Genomic DNA, 20,384 nt, shown 5'->3' with positions numbered 1-20,384 from the left:
CGCTCGAGGTGCGGGCACCCGCCGGAACGGGTGCCCGCACGACCCGGGTGTCATCCGAGCGACAGGGCCGTCCACGACACCGGCGGCAGCGTCACGGTGAGGGTTCCCGCCGAAATCGTCGCCGTCTCGTTGGATGCCGGCGCGACGCGCTCGGGGTCTTCGAGCGTGTTCGCGGCGGATCGGTCGTCATCGGCGAGCGTGTGCGACTCGAGGACCGCGATCTCTCCGAGCGCCGAGACGTCGATCGTCACGTCGAGGGCCTCGGTGGTCGAGCGGTTCACCAGGAACACCGCGCTCCGGCCGGTCTCGGCGTCGTGCGTGGCCACGGCGTCGACCAACGGAACCTCGCCGTACGCCGCGGTCGTGTAGGTCGGCGCCTGCAGATCGAGGCGCAGCGCCTCCCCCTGCGCCAAACGCGAGGTGATCGAGAACGGGAAGAACGTGGTCTGCTTCCACGCGATCCCGCCCGGCTCCGTCATGATCGGCGCGATCACGTTGACCAGCTGGGCGAGAGAAGCGGATGCCACCCGGTCGGCGTGCTTGAGGAGCGAGATCATGAGGTTGCCGAAGACGACGGCATCCAGCACCGAGTACGAGTCTTCGAGCAAGCGCGGGGCGACGGGGAAGTTGTCGATTCCGGAGAGCTTGTCGACCTCGTGGTAGCGGTCGATGTACCAGACGTTCCACTCGTCGAACGAGATGTCGATGCGCTTCGCGGACTGCTTGACCGCGCCGACGTGGTCGGCCGTGGCGACGACCTTCTCGATGAACCCGTCCATGTCGACCGCCGAAGCGAGGAAGCTGTCGACGTCGCCACCGCGCTCCTCGTAATAGGCGTGGCACGAGATGAGGTCGACGTCGTCGTAGGTGTGCGTGAGCACGACCCGCTCCCACTCGCCGAAGGTCGGCATGTGAGCGCTCGACGAGCCGCAGACCACGAGCTGCAGGTCGGGGTCGAACATGCGCATCGCCTTGGCCGCCTGCGACGCGATCTTGCCGTAGTCGTCGGCGGAGCGGTGGCCCAGCTGCCACGGGCCGTCCATCTCGTTGCCGAGGCACCACATGCGCACGTCGAACGGCGCCGAACGACCGTTGGCGATGCGCTGGTCGCTGAGCGCGGTGCCGCCGTGGGCGTTGGAGTACTCGAGCAGGTCGAGCGCCTCGAGTGTCCCCCGCGTGCCGAGGTTGACGGCCATCATGAGGTCGGAGCCGACCTTGTCGAGCCACGACGAGAACTCGTGCAGGCCGATCTCGTTCGTCTCGGTCGAGTGCCACGCGAGGTCGATCCGGCGCGGACGCTGCTCGACGGGACCCACGGAGTCCTCCCACCGGAAACCCGAGACGAAGTTGCCGCCGGGGTAGCGGATGGTGTCGACACCGAGCTCCTTCACGAGATCGATGACGTCCTGGCGGAAGCCCTCGGCATCCGCCGTCGGGTGACCCGGCTCGAAGATGCCGGTGTAGATGTGGCGGCCGAGGTGTTCGACGAACCCGCCGAAGATCTTGCGCCGGATCGGGCCGATGACGGATCCGGGGTCGATGGTGAGACGTGCGTCAGGCATGGGTGAGCTTTCTGTGGTCGTGCGAGAAGAAGAGGTCGGGGTGCGCAGGGGCGTCACTTCACGCTGCCGAGCGTCAGGCCGCCCTGCCAGTAGCGCTGCAGCAGGAGGAACGACAGCAGCAACGGCAGCACCGAGATGAAGGCGCCCGAGGTGATGAGGTTCCACACCTGCTCGCCGCCGGCACCCGCGTTCGACAGCGCGAGCCAGCGGTTGAGCCCCACGGTCACCGGAAGGGTCTCGGGATTGGTGAGCATCGCGAGCGGCAGGAAGAAGTTGTTCCACGTGCCCACGATCGACAGCAGCAGCACCGTGACGATCGCGGGACGCAGCAGGGGGACGACGATCGTGGTGAACGTGCGCCACTCCCCCGCGCCGTCGATGCGCGCGGCCTCGAGCAACTCATCGGGCACGGTGTCCTGCGTGTAGACGCGCATCAGGTAGACGGCGAACGGGTTCAGAAGCGAGGGCAGGATGACGGCCCATCCGGTGTTCACGAGGCCGTACTGGCTGAGCAGCATGAACTGCGGGATGACCAGTGCGGTCAGCGGCACCATGACCGACCCGAGGATCATGCCGAACACGAACCCCCGTCCGCGGAAGCGGTACTTCGCGAAGCCGTAGCCGGCGAGCACGGCCACGATCGTCGCGCCGACCCCCGACACGAACGAGTAGACGAACGAGTTGCCGAGCCACGTCCAGTAGATGCCGCCCTGGTGCTCGAAGAGGCCCGCGATGTTGGCGAACAGCTGCATCGGATCGTCGAACCAGAACGCGGGGCTCGAGAAGAGTCCGCCCGTGCTCTTGGTCGCGGCGACGAACAGCCACCAGATGGGGACGACGAAGTACAGGGCGAGCACCAGCAGAAGCACGTGCGAACCGATGCGGCGTCCGCCCTGGGCGACGCGGGCGTTGCGACGCGCCTCGCGGCGTGCCGAGCGGTCGGGGCGACCCGCGCCGGCGGTGACGATGGTGCGCGTGCGATCGTCTCGCGCGGTGGTGGGGACGGCCATCACTTGAGTCCGTTCTGCTTGCGGGTGAGGAAGAGGAAGCCGAACGAACCGATGAAGACCACGATCGCGAGCGAGAACGCGATCGTCGAGGCGTAGTTGAACTGGCTGTAGCTGAAGGCGAGGGCGTACGCGTACATGTTCGGCGTGTACTCCGCCGGCAAGGCCCCGGAGGCGATCGAGCGCAGGACCGTCGGCTCGGTGAAGAACTGCAGCGTTCCGATCAGCGCGAAGGTGATCACCATGACCATCGACGAGGCGATCATCGGCACCTTGATACGCGTCGCGATCTGCAACCCGCTGGCGCCGTCGACGCGCGCGGCCTCGTAGATCGAGGGGTCGATCGAGCGCAGCGCGGCGTAGATGACGATCATGTAGTAGCCCGACCACTGCCAGGTCACGATGTTGACGAGGCTGCCGAAGATCGCGCTGCTGGCGAGGAAGTCGGGGGCGTCGAGACCGAACAGCCCGAAGATCGTGCCGGCCGGGCCGAAGCGGGGGCTGTAGAGGAAGCTCCACATCAGCGCACCGATGACGACGGGGATCGCGTACGGCGCGAAGATCAGCAGGCGCGACGCCTTCGCCAGCCAGGTGCCGAGCGTGTCGAGCACGAGGGCGGCGACGAGCGCGACGAGCAGCTGCGCCGGGATCATCACGACCGCGTACAGCGCGACGCGACCCAGCCCACCGAGGAAGAGCGGATCGGTGAAGGCCTTCAGATAGTTGGCTGCTCCGACGAACTTGGTGCCCGTGGCCAGCGTCGAGCTGAACAGGCTCATCCCGAAGGCGTAGATGAGAGGAAAGATCAGGAACGCGGCGAAGATCACGAGGAACGGCGTGATGAACAGCCACCCGACGCGCTGTCGACGCGCGTGTCCGGTGGCGCGGCGCCGCGACGGCGTCGTGAGGGTGTGCGTGGCCATGGGGTCTCCCGGTGGGACGGTGGCGAGAGGGATGGGGCGGACGGTGGGCCGACCGTCAGGTCGGCCCACCGGGGACTCACTTGATCGTGAAGCCCTGCTCCGTGGCGTACTGCTCGAGGCTCGACTGGAGGTCGTCGAGCGCAGCGGAGGCATCCTTCGAGCCGTCGACCGTCACGGCCGTGACCTGCTGCTGGAGCTGGTCGTAGGCGTAGTTCTGGAACGGGCTGAAAGTGAAGCCGCTGTAGCCTGCGGCCGCGGGTAGGAAGACCTCTTTGTTGATCTGCTGGCCACCGAAGAAGGGTGATTCGAGCTCACGGAAGTAGTCCGAGTCGAGGATGGGCTTCCACAGCGGGAAGAGCGCTGCCTTCTCGATGCCGATCTTCCACGCCTCTTCGGTGCCGAAGACCTCCTTGGCGACGGTCGCCGCGGCCGCCTTGTCCTTCGCCTGGCTCGTGACCGCGAAGGTCGAGCCGCCCCAGTTGACCTGCACGGGCTTCGCGGGGTCCCACTGCGGGATGGGGGCCGCGCGCCACGTGGCGCTGTCGTCGGTACCCTCGAGTCCCTGCAGATAGCCGGGGCCCCACGCGGCGGCGACGTAAATGGCGTAGGTGCCGTCGACCAGCTTGGTGTTGTAGTCGGCGGTGAACGCCTCGTCGGTGGCGACCAGGCCCTTCGACGTGAGCTTCTGCCAGTACTCGAGCACGTCCTTCGACCCCTGGTCGTTGACGTCGATGCCGATGTCGGTGGGGGCGGCGCTGTCGTAGGTGAACGGCTTCGAGCCCGCCTGGGCGAACAGGGCCTGCGTGAACGCGCGACCGTTGGGTGGGAAGTTGGCGAGGACTCCGGGGGCTCCGGCGTCCTTGAGCTTCTGCGCGGCGTCGGCGAACTCGTCCCAGGTGGTCGGAGCGGCGATGCCGTACGTGTCGAGGATGTCCTGACGGTAGAGCATGCCCATCGGACCGCCGTCGACCGGGATCGCGTAGACCGCGTCGCCGCTGGAGACGTCCTTCCAGGCGCCATCGGTGTAGTTGCCCTTGACGTCAGCGGCACCGTAGGCCGACAGGTCGACGAGCGCGTTGCGGATCGAGAAGCTCGAGAGCACCTCGGATTCGAGCATGATCACGTCGGGGGCTCCCGAGCCCGACTCGATCGACGTCGAGAACTTCGTGTATTCGTCGTTGCCCTGCCCGGCGTTGGTCCAGCAGATCTGCACGTCGTCGTGGTTCTGGTTGAACAGGTCGACGACCTGCTCGAACGACGGGTACCACGCCCAGACGCTCACCTGCGTGGCATCCGGCTTCAGGATCTCGTTGGTGCACGAGGCAGCGGCGGACCCGGATGCCGAGCTGCATCCGGTCAGTGCGGCCGCGGCCACGGCGACAATGCCGAGACCGGCGAAGACCTTGTTCTTCATGGGCTGTGTGTTCCTCTCGCGGTGCGAAACACCGGTGTCTCTCGGAGATGGATCGGCGCAGCCCGGCGCCTGAAGAGTGCCGCTCTGCACGATTTACAACGTTGGAAGTAAACGTTGTAAAAGGATGATGCCCGTCGGGCGGCGCACTGTCAAGCGCCGTGTCTGCGACTCAGCGCAGGCCGGGCGCCGATTCGCGCTCGACCAGGCGATAGTCGGCGAGAAGCAGCTGCGGAGCCGGCGCCTCCGAGGGCCCGGCGATGCGCGCGAGAAGCGTCTCGACCGCGGTCCGCGCGATCCAGTCCTGGCCCGGGTCGATGGTCGTGAGCGACGGGATCGAGTACTGCGCCTCGTCGAGGTCGTCGAAGCCCACCACCCAGACGTCGTCGGGCACGAGTCGCCCTGCCTCTTGCAGGGCCCTCATGGCACCCAGCGCGAGCGTGTCGTTGAGCCCAAGCACGGCGTCGAAGTCGACGCCTCGGCGCAGCAACTCGCGCATCGAATCGGCTCCGTTCGCGCGATGCCACATGGTCGTGTACCCGACGATGTCGTCGTCGTACGCGACCCCCGCCTCGTCGAGCGCCTCGCGATAGCCCCTCAGGCGGAGTCCGGCCGAGCCGATGACCTCGCCGTCGTGGGCGCCCACGAGGGCGATGCGCCGACGCCCGCTCTTCAGCAGGAATCGCGTCGCGTCGCGCGCGGCGTCGACGTTGCGCATGGTCACGTGGTCGGTCGGTCCGTCGAAGATGCGCTCACCCAGCAGCACCATCGGGTAGGTCACCTCGAGCCGATCGACGTCGTCCTGCCCCATTCCGAGGGGGCTGAAGATGAGCCCGTCGGTGAGCTTGAGCCGCGGCGAGCGCAGCAGCTCGATCTCGCGCTCCCGGTCGCCGCCGGTCTGCTCGACGAGCACGACCACCCCCCGCCGTTCGGCCTCGGCGATGACGATCGCGGCGAGTTCGGCGAAGTAGCTCAATGCCAGGTCGGGCACGGCCAAGGCGATGGCGCCTGTGCGTCCGCTGCGCAGATTGCGCGCGGTCAGGTTGGGCGTGTAGCCGAGTTCGGCGATGGCCTGCTCGACCCGTTCGCGCGTGGCGGGGCGGATGTTCGGCCGATCGTTGATGACGTTCGAGACGGTCTTGATCGACACCGAAGCCAGCCGCGCGACGTCATGCAGGGTGGCCGTCATCGGATCTCCATGGGCTCACTGTACAACGTTGTACAGACCGCTCCGCCACCGTGCGACGGGTCAGCTCTCACCATTGTGCGCGACCGTCTGCAACGAGAGCGGCACACGCGCATCGCGCCACCGCTCCCACACCACCGTCGCCAGGCGCGGGTCGGCGCCGATTGGGGCGGTGGTCAGGTCGGCATCCGCCTTCTCGATCACGCGCGAGAAGTGGCCCGGAGCGAGGACGTAGCTCGCCGCGACCGTGCGGCGACCGTCCGCGCGTGCCGTGGCCACGGCATCCGGAATGCGGGGATCGGATGCCGCGGCGTAGGCCGTGACGACGGGACCGGTGACCCCGGCTTCGGCCATCAGCTCCGCCATGCGTTCGACGTCGACCACCGCGCCCGGGCGGGTGGACCCCGCCGCGGCGAGCACGACGGTGTCGTCGGGACCGGCTCCCGCGGCGCGCACGCGATCGGCGAGGATCTCGGCCAGCACCGGGTGGGGTCCGAGCGCGGGGGCGACGGGCAGTCCGTCGGCGGCCTCCACCAGGTCGACCTCGGTGTGGTACCCGGTCGAGAGCAGCAGCGGCACGATGACGATGTCGTCGGTGCGTTCGCGGGCTGCGGCGACCACGTCGGTGACGTACGGACCGTGCACGTCGACGTAGGCCTCGTGCACCTCGACGTCGGCGGGAGCTGTCGCGCGCAGCACCTCGAGCAGCTCGCGCACGACGACGCGGCCCTCTTCGAACCTCGTGCCGTGGGCGCAGGCGATCAGTACGGCGGTCATGCGTCCTCCTCATCGATCACGTCGAGCCGGTATCCGCGCTTGTAGACGGTACGGATCAAGTCGAGCCCGCCGAGCGCCTCGCGCGTGCGGGCCACGGCGACCTCGACGGCGTGGCCACTGGCCTCCGCGCTCGACAGCGCGGCGATCAGGTCGGCGCGCGAGACGACCGCCCCGGGGTTTCTGGCGAGCGCCCGCAGGATCTCGACTCCGGTGCGCGGCAGGGGCGTGAAATCCCCGTCGAGCACGATTCCCGATGAGCGGATGCCGAGGCGCCCGACCGTCGTGGGAATGAGCGCCGCGTCCGCCCCGCCGTAGTGCGTCACGACCGCGCGCACGAGCGCGCCGAGGCGCCCGCGGTCGGGGATGAGCGGGGTGATGCCCGCCTCGAGGAGGGGACCTGCGGTGATCGGCCCGACGGCGGCGATGAGTACGTGCCCGCGGGCGGCTCGCGAGGCGACTCCATTGAGCGCCTCGGCCCGCTCGGCGGCGAGGATCCACTCCCGCGCGGCGGGGGCCGAGGTGAACAGCACCGCGTCGATCTCTCCCCGCGCGACCTGCTGGGTCGACGCGGCGACGACCTCGGGGTCGGGCGGCGGACCCCACCGGTAGATCGTGAGGCTGGTCACGCGCGCGCCGGCCGCCTCGAACGCCTCGTCGAGGCCGTCGGCGCCGGAGCCGTGGTGCTGCACAGCGACGTGCAGTCCCTCGATGCCCTCGGCCACGAGGAAGTCGCGCAGTTCGGCGGCGGTCTCGCTCTCGGCGACCCAGTCGGCCTCGAACCCGGCCTGCTGAATGGCGCCGCGCGCCTTGGGACCGCGCGCGACGATGCGCGCGCCGTCGAGCACGGGCGCGAGCGCGTCGTGCAGACCCGCCTCGTCGGCGGTCTCCATCCACGCGCGGAACCCCACACCGGTGGTGGCCACGACGACGTCGGGCGGGTCGTCGACCAGCGACCGCGTCTGCGCGATCAGTTCGTCGTCGTCGACGTGCGGCACGATCGTGAGGGCCGGAGCGACGCGCACGCGCGCGCCGTGGCGCTCGAGCGCGGCCGACAGCTCCCCCGACCGTCGATCGACGGGAAGCAGCACGGTGCACCCCTGGAGCACCGTGCTGATCGTCCGCGCGGGTGTGGTCACCCGATGCCCTCGCTCTGGCCGACCGCGACCGCGCTCGACGTCGCGGGCGCCTGAGTCGCAGCGGGCGCCGCGACCGCCGCGGAAGCAGGCTGGAGCGACGCCGCCGCGGGCGCCGAGACCGGCAGCAGCAGGTCGGCCCGGGCGACCTCACCGAACACGAGCACCGCGGGGTTCGCGAGGCGGTGGGTCTCGGCATCCGCCATCGCCGTTCCGAGCGTGGTGCGGATCGTGCGCTGAGCGGGCGTGTGGCCGTTCTCGACGAAGGCGACGGGCCGCGTCTCGGGAGCACCGGCGGCGCGGGCCGCGGCGACGAAGCGCGGCAGGGCGCTCACGCCCATGAGCGCGACGACCGTGGCGCTGTCGTCGCGCAGGGCGGCGAGGGTCGCTTCGCTCGGAGTGTCCTGACCGTTCACGACATGCAGGGTACCGGCGACGCCCCGGTGCGTCACGGGAATGCCCGCGGATGAGGGAACGGCGATCGCGCTGGAGATACCGGGCACGACCTCGACCGCGATGCCTGCCTCGCGGCACGCGATGACCTCTTCGCCGCCGCGGCCGTAGACGAACGGGTCGCCGCCCTTGAGTCGGACGACGCGCAGCCCGCGAGCCGCGCGGTCGACGAGGATCGCGTTGATCTCGTGCTGCGGCACCGGGTGGTGCTGCGGCCGCTTGCCCACGTCGATCAGCTCGACGTCGTCACCGAGTTCGGCGAGCACGCCGGTGGGTCCGAGCCGGTCGTGCACGACGACGTCGGCCTCGGCCAGCAGCGCGCGGGCGCGCACCGTCAGCAGGTCGACCGGGCCGGGACCGCCGCCGACGAGCGCCACGCTCCCCACGAGCGGGCGACGTCGGCGGCGGAGCGGAAGGGCGCCTTCGGCGAGGCGCTGGGCGATGGCGTCACGCACGGCGACGCTGCGGCGGGGGTCGGCTCCCGCGGTGGAGACGACGCCGACCATGACGTCGCCACTCGTGGTCTCGGCGGCCAGGCGCGCGGTGCCCTTGCCGCCGTGGCCCGCGTTGACGCACCACACGCGGCGCGCTTCGGCTGCGGCGACGACGGCTGCGTCGACGGATGCCGCGCCCGTGGCCGTGTGGCAGAACCAAGCGTCGTCGAGGTCGGTGTCGGCGAATCCCCTTGCGAGCCACTCGATGTCACCCGCGGCGGCGAGCGCGGCGAGACCCGGCGTCATCACGGGTGCGACCACCCGCACCCGGGCGCCGGCGGCCCGCAGCCGTGCAATGCGCTTCTCGGCGACGGAGCCGCCGCCCACGCACACGACGAGCTTGTCGGTGAGGTCGAGTCCTGCGAGAGCGATCATCGGGCGTCTCCTTCTGCGGGGTCGGCGTGCGCGGGGTCGGCGTGCGCGCTGCTCGCCGGCGCCGAGGCGGTCACGAGCTTCACGAACACGTCACCTTCGGCGACCGCCACCGGGTGCACGGCCACGGTCAGCTGTTCCTTGCCCTGCGTATCGAGGCACGCGCCGGTACGCAGGTCGAACACCTGCTTGTACATGGGCGAGGCGACGGTCGGCACTCCCCCGCGGTCGCCGACGATCCCGCGCGAGAGCACGGCCGCCCCACTGAAAGGGTCGATCTGGTCGGTCGCGAAGATGCGGCCGTCGAAGGCCCGGAACAGCGCGATCTGCCGGTCGCCGAGCAGGGCCGCCGCCCCGCGCTCGACGAGCAGGTCGTCGACGCGGCAGACGCGGGTCCAGCCCTGCGCCGCCGGCCCGTCGGGGGCGCCGGTCGAACTCGACGTCATGGCCGGGGTCCCGGCATCCGGAGTCGTCTCCATCAGGGTCATGACCGCACCGCCAGCGTCGTGCCACCGATGAGCACCGCGCCCGACGCGCGCTCCTCTGCCGTGGCGGGTCGGGCCTGGCCGCGCTCGGCGACGTAGGCGAGCGAGGGGTCGGCCTTCTCGGGCGCGTTGACGAAGCTCTGGAAGCGCTTGAGCTTCTCGGGATCGGCGAGGGTCGCGGCCCACTCGTCTTCGTAGGCGTCGATGTGGGATGCCATGGCCCGGTCGAGATCGTCGGCGATGCCGAGCGTGTCGTCGAACACGACGCCCTTGAGTGCTTCGAGTCCGCCCTCGTATTCCTCGACCCAGGGCGCGGTGCGCTGCAGCCGGTCGGCGGTGCGGATGTAGAACATGAGGAACCGGTCGATCGCCCGCAGCAGCCCCTCGTCGTCGAGGCCCTCGGCGAACAGCACCGCGTGGCGCGGGGTGAAGCCGCCGTTGCCGCCGACGTAGAGGTTCCACCCGGCCTCGGTCGCGATCACCCCGATGTCCTTGCCGCGGGCCTCGGCGCATTCGCGCGCGCAGCCCGAGACGCCGAACTTGAGCTTGTGCGGCGAGCGCAGGCCCCGATAGCGCAGCTCGAGCTGCACGGCCATGCCGACCGAGTCCTGCACGCCGTAGCGGCACCAGGTCGAGCCGACGCACGACTTCACCGTGCGCAGCGACTTGCCGTAGGCGTGTCCGGATTCGAAGCCGGCGTCGACGAGGCGCTTCCAGATGTCGGGCAGCTGGTCGAGGCGAGCGCCGAACAGGTCGATCCGCTGTCCGCCGGTGATCTTCGTGTAGAGCCCGAAGTCGCGCGCAACCTCGCCGATCACGACGAGCCCCTCGGGCGTGATCTCGCCACCCGGGATGCGCGGGACGACGCTGTAGCTGCCGTCGCGCTGGATGTTGGCCATCACGTGGTCGTTCGTGTCCTGCATCGTCGCGAGCTCGCCGTCGAGCACGTGCCCCGAGTAGAGGCTGGCGAGGATGCTCGCGAGGGCCGGCTTGCAGATGTCGCAGCCGCGGCCGGTGCCGAAGCGCTCGACGATCGAGGTGAAGGTGCGCAGCCCCGAGACCCGGACGGCGTCGAACAGCTGCGCCCGGGTGAACGAGAAGTGCTCGCACAGGCCGTTGGAGACTTCTTTTCCGGATGCCGCGAGCTCGGTCGCCACGAGCTTCTTCACGAGCGTGAAGCACGAGCCGCACGCGGCCCCGGCCTTGGTGCAGGCCTTGACCTCGGCGGCATCCGCGCACTGGTGTTCGGTGACGGCCTCGCGCACGGTTCCAGCGGTGACGCCGTTGCACGAGCACACGATCGCGTCGGCGGGCAGGTCGCCCTGCGGGGCGGGGGCGAGGTCGGAGGGCATGAGGTAGGCCGCGGGGTCGCCGCCGAGGGCACGGCCGACGAGCGGACGCAGCGAGGTGTACGCCGAGGCGTCGCCGACCAGGATGCCGCCGAGAAGCGTCTGCGCGTCGTCGCTCAGCACGAGCTTCTTGTAGACGCCCGACACCGGGTCGGCGTAGGTCACGTCGAGGGCGTTCGGCGTCTCGGCGAACGCGTCGCCGAAGCTCGCGACCTCGACGCCCGAGAGCTTCAGCTTGGCCGAGGTGTCGAACCCGGGGAAGGCGGCGTCGCCGCCGAGCAGGCGGGTCGCGGCGACCTCGGCCATCGCGTAGCCGGGGGCGACGAGGCCGATGCACTGCCCGTCGAAGCTCGCGACCTCGCCGATCGCCATGATCGAGGGGTCCGAGGTGTCGCAGCCCTCGTCGATCACGACACCGCCGCGGGCATCGACCCGCAGCTCCGCCGCACGGGCGAGTTCGTCGCGCGGCCGCACGCCGACCGTGAAGACCACGATGTCGACGGCCTCCCACGTGCCGTCGCGCAGCTCGAGGCCGCACACGGCGCCGGTCTTGTCGGCATCCACCCGGGTCGTCACCGAACTCGTGCGCACCTCGATGCCGCGCGCTTCGATGAGCCGCTGCAGGGTGCGCGCCCCGCCCAGGTCGAGCTGGGCCGACATGAGGCGTTCGTTCGACTGCAGCACGAACGGCGAGACGCCCTCGGCCTGCAGCGCCCCCGCGGCTTCGAGTCCGAGCAGACCGCCGCCGACGACCGCGCCGCGCAGGGGGCGGCCGAGCTGCGCCGAGCGCTTCGAGACCCAGGCGCGCATGCCGGCGACGTCGTCGAGCGTGCGGTAGACGAAACACCCCTGGTGGTCGAAGCCGTCGAGGGCAAGACGAGCGGCGAACGACCCGGTCGCCAGCACGAGGCGGTCGTACGCGTGCGTCGAGCCGCCCGCCGTGGTGACGGTGCGCGCCGCGCGGTCGATCTTCGTGACGCGGGCGTCGGTCTTCACACGCACCCGCTCGTGCGCGAGCACCGCGGGGTCGAGGGCGAGGTCGTCGGGGGTCTTGCCGCTGAAGATGCCGGTCAGGCCCACGCGGTCGTACGGCCCGCGGGCTTCGTCGCCCAGCACCGTGACCGACCAGCGGCCCTCGGTGTCGCGGCTTGTGAGGCTCTCGACGAAGCGGTGGGCCACCATTCCCGCACCCACGACCACGACGGATCCGGATGGAGCGGGGTGGAGCATGCCGTCACCGTACGCGGCGGACTTTGCCGACGCGTCAGCGGCGTGTTTCGTTCCGATTGCGGGGTTCGAGCGGGCCATGCCCCGACGCTAGGCAGCCGAGGTTTCCCCCGCCCTCGCGCCCGCGTTACCCCGGGCGAACGTTTCTCTCACGCGGCCGAGGGCTCGGTGTGAGGTTTGGATCCCGGCATCCGGACCTCTGATCCCCGTTGCGCGTCGACCCCACACCGTCGGGTGTCCGCAACACCCGGACGAATTCTCGATCCGTCCGGGTGTCGTGGACACTCACGCGGATGAGCGATCGAGAGGACTTACTCGACCGGCTCCAGCACGAACAGCTCGATGCGACGGTCGGTCTTCTTCTGGTACTCGTCGTAGTCGGGCCAGACCTCGGTCGCGTAGCCCCACCACTCCTCGCGCTCGGCGCCCTCCGCCTGGTGCGCGTCGTACTCCTTCTTCACGTCGCCGTCCTGCAGGGCGACGCGGGGGTTCTTGACGAGGTTGTAGAACCAGGCGGGGTGCTCAGGGGCGCCGCCCTTCGAGGCGACGACCGCGTACTTTCCGTCGTGCTCGACGCGCATCAGCGCGGTCTTGCGCAGGCCGCCCGTTTTGGCACCGACGGTGGTGAGGACGATGATGGGTACGCCCCGCATGTCGGCGGACTCTTTGCCCCCCGTGGCTTCGAAAGTCTCCGCCTGCTGGCGGGCCCATTCGCTGGTGCTGGGTAGATACTCTCCTGAGAGTGACATAGCTCACACGATACGTCGGCGTCTTCCCCTCCGGTCTAGTCCCTCCCTCTTTTTCCTGGAGCCTTCATGAGCGCTTCCGCTCCCGAGACCACGGCCGTCCCCGAACCGAAGAACGCCTTCGACAGGTTCTTCGAGATCACCGCCCGCGGTTCGACCGTCGGCGGAGAGATCCGCGGCGGCGTCGTCACCTTCGTCACGATGGCGTACATCGTCATCCTGAACCCGATCATCCTCTCGGGCACCCCCGACGTCGCGGGTAATGCGCTCGGCTTCTCACAGGTCGCCGCGGTCACCGCACTCACCGCGGGTGTCATGACGATGCTGTTCGGACTGGTCACGCGTCTGCCGTTCGCGTTCGCCGCGGGTCTCGGCATCAACTCGTTCCTCGCGGTCGGCATCGTGGGTCAGGTCACATGGCCCGAGGCGATGGGTCTCGTGGTCATCAACGGCCTCATCATCGTGCTGCTCGCGGTCACCGGCCTGCGCCGGATGATCTTCGAGGCCGTGCCCCTCGCGCTCAAGACGGCGATCACGGTCGGCATCGGCCTGTTCATCGCGTTCATCGGTTTCGTCGACAGCGGCCTGGTCACCTCGACCGGCCTCAGCTCTCCCCCGGTCGGTCTCGGCGTCGGCGGCTCGATCACCACAATCCCCACTGCCCTGTTCGTGCTGACCCTCGTCATCACCGCCGTGCTCCTCGTCCGCAAGGTCAAGGCCGCCCTGCTGATCGGTCTGCTCTCGGGCACCGTCATCGCCGTGATCGTCCAGGCCGTCACCGGTCTCGGGGCCAAGGCCGACGGCAACCCCGGCGGCTGGGGCCTGAGCGTCCCCACCCTCCCCGCGCAGTGGGTGAGCCTCCCCGACCTGTCGCTCGTCGGTCAGGTCGACCTGGTCGGATCCTTCGGGCGTATCGGCGTGCTCGCCGCGCTCATGCTCGTCTTCACGCTCGTCTTCACGAACTTCTTCGACGCCATGGGCACGATGACCGGCCTCTCGCGCGAGGCGGGCCTCGCGGCTCCCGACGGCACCTTCCCGCGCCTGCGTTCGGCGCTGGTGATCGAGGGCATCGGCGCCGTCGCGGGTGGAGCGACGTCGTCGTCGTCGAACACCGTGTTCATCGAGTCGGGCTCCGGCATCGGCGAGGGTGCCCGCACGGGTCTCGCGAACGTCGTCACCGGCGGCCTGTTCCTCCTCGCGATGTTCTTCACTCCGCTGACGAGCATCGTCCCCACCGAGATCGCCGCCGCAGCCCTCGTGATCGTCGGCGCGCTGATGATGGCGCAGATCCGCCACGTCGACCTGAGCGACATGTCGGTGCTCATCCCGGTGTTCCTCACCGTCACCGTGATGCCCCTCACCTACTCGATCGCCAACGGCATCGGCGCGGGCTTCGTCAGCTGGGTCCTGATCCAGGCGCTGTCGGGTCGCGCGCGCCGCATCAGCCCGCTGCTGTGGATCGTCGCCGCCGGCTTCGTGGTCTTCTTCGCCCGCGGTCCGGTCGAGGCCCTGCTCGGCTGAGCCCGGTGCTCTCAAGGGGCTCGGATGCCACGGCATCCGGGCCCCTTTTCGTCGCCGCCGCGGGCCGGGTGCGCGTCGCGGCCCCACGCGTCGCCCGCCCCGCGCCCGGCCGCCGTTGCGCGCCGCGCGGCGCGACCGGCCCGTAGCCCGAAGACGCACCCGTTCGCCGAGACCGCACCCGTTTCCCACCCATCCGATGCGTCCTCGACGATCGCGTACGTCCTCACGCGGTCCACCCCGCCCCGACCAACCGCCGCGTCTCGCTACGCGCCGCCCCCGACCCGCCGCCCCGAAGACGCACCCGTTCGCCGAGACCGCACCCGTTTGCCGCCTATCCGATACGTCCTCGTCGAATCAGTGCGTCCTCGCGCGGCCCATCCCGCCGCCCCAGGCGCCACCGCCCAGCCCGCGCCCGCCGGGCACGCGAAAGGGCCCGGATGCCATGGCATCCGGGCCCCGCAGAGAGTGCTCCTTACAGGCTCTCGATGATCTCGCGCATCAGGGCGGCAGCCTCGGACGGCGTCTTGCCGACCTTGACGCCGGCGGCCTCGAGGGCCTCCTTCTTCGCCTGAGCGGTTCCGGCCGAGCCCGAGACGATGGCGCCGGCGTGGCCCATGGTCTTGCCCTCGGGAGCGGTGAAACCGGCGACGTAGCCGACGACGGGCTTGGTGACGTTGGCCTTGATGAAGTCGGCGGCGCGCTCTTCGGCGTCTCCACCGATCTCACCGATCATGACGATGGCCTTGGTCTCGGGGTCGGCCTCGAACGCCGCGAGGGCGTCGATGTGCGTCGTGCCGATGACCGGGTCGCCGCCGATGCCGATGGCGGTCGAGAAGCCGAGGTCGCGCAGCTCGAACATCATCTGGTAGGTCAGGGTGCCCGACTTCGACACGAGGCCGATGGGTCCCTTGCCGGTGATGTTCGCGGGGGTGATGCCCACGAGCGCCTCGCCGGGCGTGATGATGCCGGGGCAGTTCGGGCCGATGATGCGGGTCTTCTCGCCCTTGGCCTTCGAGTACGCCCACGCCTCGGCGGTGTCGCCGACGGGAACGCCCTCGGTGATCACGACGAGCAGGGGGATCTCGGCGTCGATGGCCTCCACCATCGCGTCCTTCGTGAAGGCCGGGGGCACGAACGCGATCGACACGTCGGCGCCGGTCTCGCGGATGGCTTCTTCGACCGACGCGAAGACGGGCAGCTCGACGTCGTTGCCCGACGCGTCCTTGTGCGAGACCGTGGTGCCGGCCTTGCGGGCGTTCACGCCACCGACGACCTGGGTGCCGGCCTTGAGCATGAGGGCGGTGTGCTTGGTGCCCTCACCGCCGGTGATGCCCTGGACGATGACCTTGGAGTCCTTGTTGAGGTAGATCGACATGTTTCTGTCCCTATCCCTTACGCGTTGGCCAGTTCGGCGGCCTTGTCGGCGCCCTCGTCCATACCGGCGGCGAGGGTGACGAGCGGGTGGTTGGCGGCGGCGAGGATCGCGCGACCCTCTTCGACCTGGTTGCCGTCGAGGCGCACGACGAGCGGCTTGGTGGCGGTGTCACCGAGGATCTCGAGGGCCTTGACGATACCCTCGGCCACGGCGACGCACGAGGTGATGCCACCGAAGACGTTGACGAAGACGCTCTTGACCTGCTCGTCGCCGAGGATGACGTCGAGGCCGGCGGCCATGACGGTCGCCGAGGCGCCGCCGCCGATGTCGAGGAAGTTGGCGGGCTTGACGCCGTTGTGCTTCTCGCCGGCGTACGCGACGACGTCGAGGGTCGACATGACCAGGCCCGCGCCGTTGCCGATGATGCCGACCTGACCGTCGAGCTTGACGTAGTTGAGGTCGTGCTGCTTGGCCTTGGCCTCGAGCGGGTCGGCGGCGTCCTTGTCTTCGAGCGCCTCGTGGTCGGGGTGACGGAAGCCGGCGTTCTCGTCGAGCGAGACCTTGCCGTCGAGGGCGATGATGTCGCCGTCTTCGCTCTGGATGAGGGGGTTCACCTCGACGAGCGTGGCGTCCTCGCCCTTGTAGACGTTGAAGAGCTTGACGAAGACGTCGGCCACCTTGGGGGCCAGCTCGTCGTCGAACTTCGCGGCCTTGGCGATCTCGAGGGCTTTCTCGGGCGTGATGCCTTCGATCGGGTCGACCTCGATGCGCGCGAGCGCCTCGGGACGCTCGACGGCGAGCTCTTCGATCTCCATGCCGCCCTCGACGCTCGAGAGCGAAAGGTAGGAGCGGTTGGCGCGGTCGAGCAGCACCGAGAAGTAGAACTCCTTGGCGATGCGGGCGCCGGCGGCGACCATGACGCGCTTAACGACGTGACCCTTGATGTCGAGGCCGAGGATGGCCTGGGCCGCCTCGAACGCCTCGTCGGGGGTCTTCGCGACCTTCACGCCGCCGGCCTTGCCGCGGCCTCCGGTCTTGACCTGAGCCTTGACGACGACGACACCGCCGAGCTTCTCCGCGGCCGCCTTCGCCTCCTCAGGGGTGTCGGCGATGATGCCGGCGAGTACCGGCACCTCGTACTTTTCGAACAGATCACGTGCCTGGTACTCGTAGAGATCCACGGACAATCCTTCGCTGGGCGATCGGTGGTGGGAGGAGGCGAACTCTCTCGATATCAAGAGATCTTCGCCAGTCGACAACCCTACTAGACGGGGCTGGAGACCCCCGACCCTTGCCCCTTCGATGGGAGGGGCACAGAGCACAGAACATGCCGCGGCGCCAGTGCCCCCTCCCGCTGGATGAGCGCCGACATACCTCGAGAGCATCGGTTGCCCCGCAGCAATCTGCTCGTCACCGAGTTGATCGCCGTCTCGACGCTCGTCGGCTCCACCGCCTCGCGCTACCGGACGATCGGCGTCTCGCTCGCCGTGGGCATGATCGTGACGGGCTTCATCGGCGGAGTCGCGATCGACGACGGAACGAACCTCACCGCGCTGTGGATCTGGGGCACCCTGAGCGCTCTGTGCATGGTCGGTCTCTACGTGATGTTCATCTTCATGATGATGCGCGCCCGTCGAGAGATGGCCGGGTCGTCCGCGCTCCCGACCTTCCATCTCACCATCGCGCTACTTTGCGTGATCTGGTTCGCCTGAACCATCTGTGCCAGGTTGGGGGGCATGCCCCCTCGCCCGGACCCGCGCACGACGCTCGTCGTGTTGGCATCCTTCGCTGCTCTCGGCCTCACCGGCTGCACCGCGACGATCCCGGGTGCCGCTTCCTCACCGACCGCGACACAGGCGGCGCCCGCGGCGATCGACACCGTGGAGATCACCTTCGTCGCGGACGGCGAGAGGCGCACGGTATCGGCGGGTGTCGGCGACGGGCTGCGCGCGTGCGATGACGCGCGTACGCGGGTGACGGCCGATTCGCCGAGCCCGAATGCCGGCGTGATGGTGCCTCAGATCGGGGATGCCGAGGACGCAACCACCGTCTCGGCCTGGGCTATCGACGGGTACGCCGTGCAGTTCCTGGGCGAGGGAGAGGTCACGGTCGCCGACGACGCCTTCCGCGGCACCGAGATCCACGGCACGGCGAACGCCCTCCCCGTCGAATCCGACGCCGCTCTGAAGATCGGCGACCTGGATCTGCGAAAAGCTCCCCCCGTCGAGGCGACACTGACGTTCGCCGTCGCCTGCCCCGCTACCCGCTGACCGCATCCGTCGCGAAAGGACCCGAGATGCCTTCCGCCGTCACCCTCATCCGTGCGACCGCACTGTCCGACGCGGCGGAGTACGCGTACGCCGCCACCGCTCCGGCGAACGCGCGGCTGATCTTCCTCGCCGGATCGTGTCCCCTGAACGACGACGGCTCGACCGCCGGCATCGGCGACTATGCGGCGCAGGCGGCGAAGTGCATCGAAACGATGACCGGCGCCCTGCGAGCGGCGGGCGCGGAGATCACCGACGTGATCAGCACGCGCGTGCTCGTGGCATCCACCCGTCAGGCGCATCTCGTCACCGCCTGGGAGGTCGTGCGCGACGCCTTCGGCGACCACGACGTTCCGAGCACCCTTCTCGGTGTCACCGTCCTCGGCTACGACGACCAGCTGGTCGAGATCGAGGCGGTGGCCGCGGTCGTGGACTGATCGTCGGATGTCAGCCCGCCACCGCGTCCACCACGGGGGCGATCTGCGGTGTCCCTCTTCGCGATGCCGATCCGACCCCACTGCGCGACCACCGTTCACGCGGCTCCGACGTCGACGAGCCACGGCCGCCTCGCGCCCCACCGAGGCGCGGCTGCCTGACGACCGCCCCTCAGGGTTCGGAGTACCTCCGCGTGGAGATGGGGCCGGAGCCGAACCACGCGAAGGCGATGAGCACCAGCGCCCCTCCAGACAGCACACCGTCAGCGATACCCGCCGGAAGCATGAAGACCATCAGGACAAGCGTGACGACGCACATTACAAGGGTGATTCCGAGACCCCAAAGACGGTCGCACAGGATGCCGATACCCCCGAGAACCCGGAGGGTGCCGAAGATGCCACTCATGATCATGAGCAGGTAGAGGTTGTTCTGAAGATACGGCAGGGCGAACTGGAGATGGGTGCCGACGTCATCCTGATCGAGGCCGGTCGCCACGAGAACCGGGAGTGCCAGCAGCGCACCCAGCTCCATCACCACGCCTTGAGCGATGACGAGCCACGCCGCGACACGAAAGCGCGCATCGACTCGGCCCGCGACGCCAGTCGATGATGCATCCTCCGTATCGGGCGCCCACTGCTCGGGGGCCGACGGACGTTTCCTCATGAAACGACGGCGAGAGGAAGGAATTCGCATGCTAGGGGGCCAGTGCCACCGCGATCGCCCTCGGAGCGTGTGAAGTCGCGGTTCACCGCGCCCAGCCGTCCGAATTTCACCCCCGGGTGAGTACGGAAGAGCAGTCGCGTCAAAACCGTCCACCCCTCGCACGGTTTGCGGCGTTGGCTCCGTGCGAACGCCGCCATTGACCGCTCGACGAGCACCACGTCACTCGGCCGCGGGGCGCGCTATCATCATCGCCGGGAGGACTTCGCATGTACACATGCCCTATACGGCGTTTGCAGATCGGAGCGGCTTTGTGGGCGGTCACTCTTGTTCTGCTCCCACTGCAGATGGCGGTCGCTCTTCAGTGGCCGAGCGGGTACTCGATCGCCGACAACGCGATCAGTGATCTCGGCGTCACAAGCTGCGGAGTCTTCTCGGATTACGCCGCCACCGCACGCCTTATATGCTCTCCGTGGCACGCGGTGTTCAACGGCGGGATGGTCGTATCGGGTGCGTTGATCACGGCGGGGGCGGTTCTGCTCGGCGGCTCGTGGGGCGGCCGCACAGGCCGAACGGGGTCGGTGCTCGTCGCGGTGTCGGGAGTCTTCGTCATCCTGGTGGGTTGCTTCCCCTGGAACACGTTCCCCGATCTCCACGATGCCGCAGCCCTCGGGCAGGCGCTGACGCAATGGTCGGCCATGATCCTCCTGGCGGCCGCCGCGGGCCGAGGTGCTTTCCGGGCGCTCACGTTCGCCACCGTCGCCGTGTCTCTCGCGTCTTTCGTGGTGTTCGTCGCTGGCCTCGATGGCGGACGATCGCCGCTCCTGCCCCTGGGAATAGCGGAGCGGCTCGCTTTCGACACGCTGACGTTGTGGACGGCAGCCGTCGGTGTCAGCGTGGCGACTCAGATCGCGCGCCGAACTCCGATGACGAGGGATCTGCGGCCGTCGTCTGCCGCGCCGAAGACGACCCCCTAGATCCACCCCCGCTCGCGCGCGTGA

19 protein-coding genes are annotated in these 20,384 nt (G+C 69.3%); 5 read left to right on the top strand and 14 right to left on the bottom strand.

Annotated elements, in window-relative coordinates:
* Positions 1–50: 50 nt before the first annotated feature.
* The 11 genes from ASE56_RS06900 to ASE56_RS06850 all read right to left on the bottom strand — a co-directional run bounded on the left by ASE56_RS06900 (position 51) and on the right by ASE56_RS06850 (position 13,128).
* A complete protein-coding gene (locus ASE56_RS06900; protein WP_056226646.1) occupies positions 51–1,562 on the bottom strand; it encodes an alpha-N-arabinofuranosidase in 1,512 nt (503 codons plus the stop codon).
* 53 nt (positions 1,563–1,615) lie between these two features.
* Positions 1,616–2,572, bottom strand: a complete 957-nt coding sequence (locus tag ASE56_RS06895; RefSeq protein WP_082450340.1) for a carbohydrate ABC transporter permease — start codon at positions 2,570–2,572, stop codon at positions 1,616–1,618.
* A complete protein-coding gene (locus tag ASE56_RS06890) occupies positions 2,572–3,492 on the bottom strand; it encodes a carbohydrate ABC transporter permease (RefSeq protein ID WP_056226644.1) in 921 nt (306 codons plus the stop codon). Before ASE56_RS06890 ends, ASE56_RS06895 begins: the two co-directional genes overlap by 1 nt.
* Before the next feature lie 76 nt (positions 3,493–3,568).
* Positions 3,569–4,906, bottom strand: coding sequence for an ABC transporter substrate-binding protein (locus ASE56_RS06885; protein ID WP_056226643.1), 1,338 nt, complete (start codon positions 4,904–4,906; stop codon positions 3,569–3,571).
* Between the two features lie 169 nt (positions 4,907–5,075).
* Positions 5,076–6,092 (bottom strand): LacI family DNA-binding transcriptional regulator, encoded by a 1,017-nt coding sequence (locus ASE56_RS06880; protein WP_056226640.1) that lies wholly within the window; start codon positions 6,090–6,092, stop codon positions 5,076–5,078.
* A 60-nt stretch (positions 6,093–6,152) separates the two neighbouring features.
* Positions 6,153–6,866, bottom strand: a complete 714-nt coding sequence (locus tag ASE56_RS06875; protein WP_056226639.1) for a sirohydrochlorin chelatase — start codon at positions 6,864–6,866, stop codon at positions 6,153–6,155.
* The gene (locus ASE56_RS06870) at positions 6,863–8,002 is read right to left on the bottom strand and encodes a uroporphyrinogen-III synthase (RefSeq protein ID WP_056226637.1); all 1,140 of its coding nucleotides are present in this window, start codon (positions 8,000–8,002) and stop codon (positions 6,863–6,865) included. The genes ASE56_RS06875 and ASE56_RS06870 overlap by 4 nt, the downstream gene beginning before the upstream one ends.
* Positions 7,999–9,321: a uroporphyrinogen-III C-methyltransferase gene (cobA, locus tag ASE56_RS06865; RefSeq protein ID WP_056226634.1), complete on the bottom strand. Its 1,323-nt coding sequence runs from the start codon at positions 9,319–9,321 to the stop codon at positions 7,999–8,001. The genes ASE56_RS06870 and cobA overlap by 4 nt, the downstream gene beginning before the upstream one ends.
* Positions 9,318–9,764 carry a nitrite reductase small subunit NirD gene (gene nirD / locus ASE56_RS06860; protein ID WP_164481593.1) on the bottom strand — a complete coding sequence of 149 codons (447 nt, stop codon included), beginning with the start codon at positions 9,762–9,764 and terminating at the stop codon, positions 9,318–9,320. The genes cobA and nirD overlap by 4 nt, the downstream gene beginning before the upstream one ends.
* Positions 9,765–9,802: 38 nt before the next feature.
* Complete coding sequence (nirB, locus tag ASE56_RS06855) at positions 9,803–12,382, bottom strand: nitrite reductase large subunit NirB (protein ID WP_056228338.1); 2,580 nt, start codon at positions 12,380–12,382, stop codon at positions 9,803–9,805.
* Between the two features lie 308 nt (positions 12,383–12,690).
* On the bottom strand, positions 12,691–13,128 hold the full coding sequence (locus ASE56_RS06850; RefSeq protein ID WP_056226632.1) for a nitroreductase family deazaflavin-dependent oxidoreductase: 438 nt from the start codon (positions 13,126–13,128) through the stop codon (positions 12,691–12,693).
* Positions 13,129–13,194: 66 nt separating this feature from the next.
* Between ASE56_RS06850 and ASE56_RS06845 the strand changes: the two genes are divergently transcribed.
* Positions 13,195–14,646 carry an NCS2 family permease gene (locus ASE56_RS06845; protein ID WP_056226630.1) on the top strand — a complete coding sequence of 484 codons (1,452 nt, stop codon included), beginning with the start codon at positions 13,195–13,197 and terminating at the stop codon, positions 14,644–14,646.
* 472 nt (positions 14,647–15,118) lie between these two features.
* Here ASE56_RS06845 and sucD read toward each other — a convergent pair whose 3' ends face one another.
* Both sucD and sucC read right to left on the bottom strand, forming a co-directional pair.
* Positions 15,119–16,021, bottom strand: a complete 903-nt coding sequence (gene sucD, locus ASE56_RS06840) for a succinate--CoA ligase subunit alpha (protein WP_056226628.1) — start codon at positions 16,019–16,021, stop codon at positions 15,119–15,121.
* A gap of 17 nt (positions 16,022–16,038) precedes the next feature.
* Positions 16,039–17,202 (bottom strand): ADP-forming succinate--CoA ligase subunit beta, encoded by a 1,164-nt coding sequence (sucC, locus tag ASE56_RS06835; RefSeq protein ID WP_056226626.1) that lies wholly within the window; start codon positions 17,200–17,202, stop codon positions 16,039–16,041.
* Between the two features lie 207 nt (positions 17,203–17,409).
* Between sucC and ASE56_RS06830 the strand changes: the two genes are divergently transcribed.
* The 3 genes from ASE56_RS06830 to ASE56_RS06820 are packed head-to-tail and all read left to right on the top strand — an operon-like array spanning position 17,410 to position 18,725.
* A complete protein-coding gene (locus tag ASE56_RS06830) occupies positions 17,410–17,733 on the top strand; it encodes a hypothetical protein (RefSeq protein ID WP_056226624.1) in 324 nt (107 codons plus the stop codon).
* Positions 17,734–17,757: 24 nt separating this feature from the next.
* Positions 17,758–18,291 (top strand): hypothetical protein, encoded by a 534-nt coding sequence (locus ASE56_RS06825; RefSeq protein ID WP_056226621.1) that lies wholly within the window; start codon positions 17,758–17,760, stop codon positions 18,289–18,291.
* 26 nt (positions 18,292–18,317) lie between these two features.
* Complete coding sequence (locus ASE56_RS06820; RefSeq protein ID WP_056226619.1) at positions 18,318–18,725, top strand: Rid family hydrolase; 408 nt, start codon at positions 18,318–18,320, stop codon at positions 18,723–18,725.
* A 169-nt stretch (positions 18,726–18,894) separates the two neighbouring features.
* Here the strand turns inward: ASE56_RS06820 and ASE56_RS06815 are convergent, their stop codons facing one another.
* Positions 18,895–19,260 (bottom strand): hypothetical protein, encoded by a 366-nt coding sequence (locus ASE56_RS06815; protein ID WP_056226617.1) that lies wholly within the window; start codon positions 19,258–19,260, stop codon positions 18,895–18,897.
* 392 nt (positions 19,261–19,652) lie between these two features.
* Between ASE56_RS06815 and ASE56_RS06810 the strand changes: the two genes are divergently transcribed.
* Positions 19,653–20,360, top strand: coding sequence for a DUF998 domain-containing protein (locus ASE56_RS06810; RefSeq protein WP_082450338.1), 708 nt, complete (start codon positions 19,653–19,655; stop codon positions 20,358–20,360).
* The last annotated feature ends 24 nt before the right edge of the window (positions 20,361–20,384 follow it).

Origin of the sequence: Microbacterium sp. Leaf203 (genome assembly GCF_001421275.1) — a bacterium.
GTDB classification, from domain to species: Bacteria; Actinomycetota; Actinomycetes; order Actinomycetales; family Microbacteriaceae; genus Microbacterium; species Microbacterium testaceum_A.
The sequence above is the reverse complement of the archived record's forward strand: the minus strand, read 5'-3'. Positions and strand labels throughout refer to the sequence as shown.

Coding starts and splice junctions, on each gene's coding strand:
- ASE56_RS06820 (WP_056226619.1), top strand. CDS start 18,318: ATGCCTTCCGCCGTCACCCTCATCCGTGCGACCGCACTGTCCGACGCG.
- nirD (WP_164481593.1), bottom strand. CDS start 9,764: ATGACGTCGAGTTCGACCGGCGCCCCCGACGGGCCGGCGGCGCAGGGC.
- ASE56_RS06885 (WP_056226643.1), bottom strand. CDS start 4,906: ATGAAGAACAAGGTCTTCGCCGGTCTCGGCATTGTCGCCGTGGCCGCG.
- ASE56_RS06895 (WP_082450340.1), bottom strand. CDS start 2,572: ATGGCCGTCCCCACCACCGCGCGAGACGATCGCACGCGCACCATCGTC.
- ASE56_RS06880 (WP_056226640.1), bottom strand. CDS start 6,092: ATGACGGCCACCCTGCATGACGTCGCGCGGCTGGCTTCGGTGTCGATC.
- ASE56_RS06875 (WP_056226639.1), bottom strand. CDS start 6,866: ATGACCGCCGTACTGATCGCCTGCGCCCACGGCACGAGGTTCGAAGAG.
- ASE56_RS06810 (WP_082450338.1), top strand. CDS start 19,653: ATGTACACATGCCCTATACGGCGTTTGCAGATCGGAGCGGCTTTGTGG.
- ASE56_RS06900 (WP_056226646.1), bottom strand. CDS start 1,562: ATGCCTGACGCACGTCTCACCATCGACCCCGGATCCGTCATCGGCCCG.
- ASE56_RS06850 (WP_056226632.1), bottom strand. CDS start 13,128: ATGTCACTCTCAGGAGAGTATCTACCCAGCACCAGCGAATGGGCCCGC.
- ASE56_RS06825 (WP_056226621.1), top strand. CDS start 17,758: ATGCCCCCTCGCCCGGACCCGCGCACGACGCTCGTCGTGTTGGCATCC.
- ASE56_RS06845 (WP_056226630.1), top strand. CDS start 13,195: ATGAGCGCTTCCGCTCCCGAGACCACGGCCGTCCCCGAACCGAAGAAC.
- nirB (WP_056228338.1), bottom strand. CDS start 12,382: ATGCTCCACCCCGCTCCATCCGGATCCGTCGTGGTCGTGGGTGCGGGA.
- sucD (WP_056226628.1), bottom strand. CDS start 16,021: ATGTCGATCTACCTCAACAAGGACTCCAAGGTCATCGTCCAGGGCATC.
- ASE56_RS06890 (WP_056226644.1), bottom strand. CDS start 3,492: ATGGCCACGCACACCCTCACGACGCCGTCGCGGCGCCGCGCCACCGGA.
- cobA (WP_056226634.1), bottom strand. CDS start 9,321: ATGATCGCTCTCGCAGGACTCGACCTCACCGACAAGCTCGTCGTGTGC.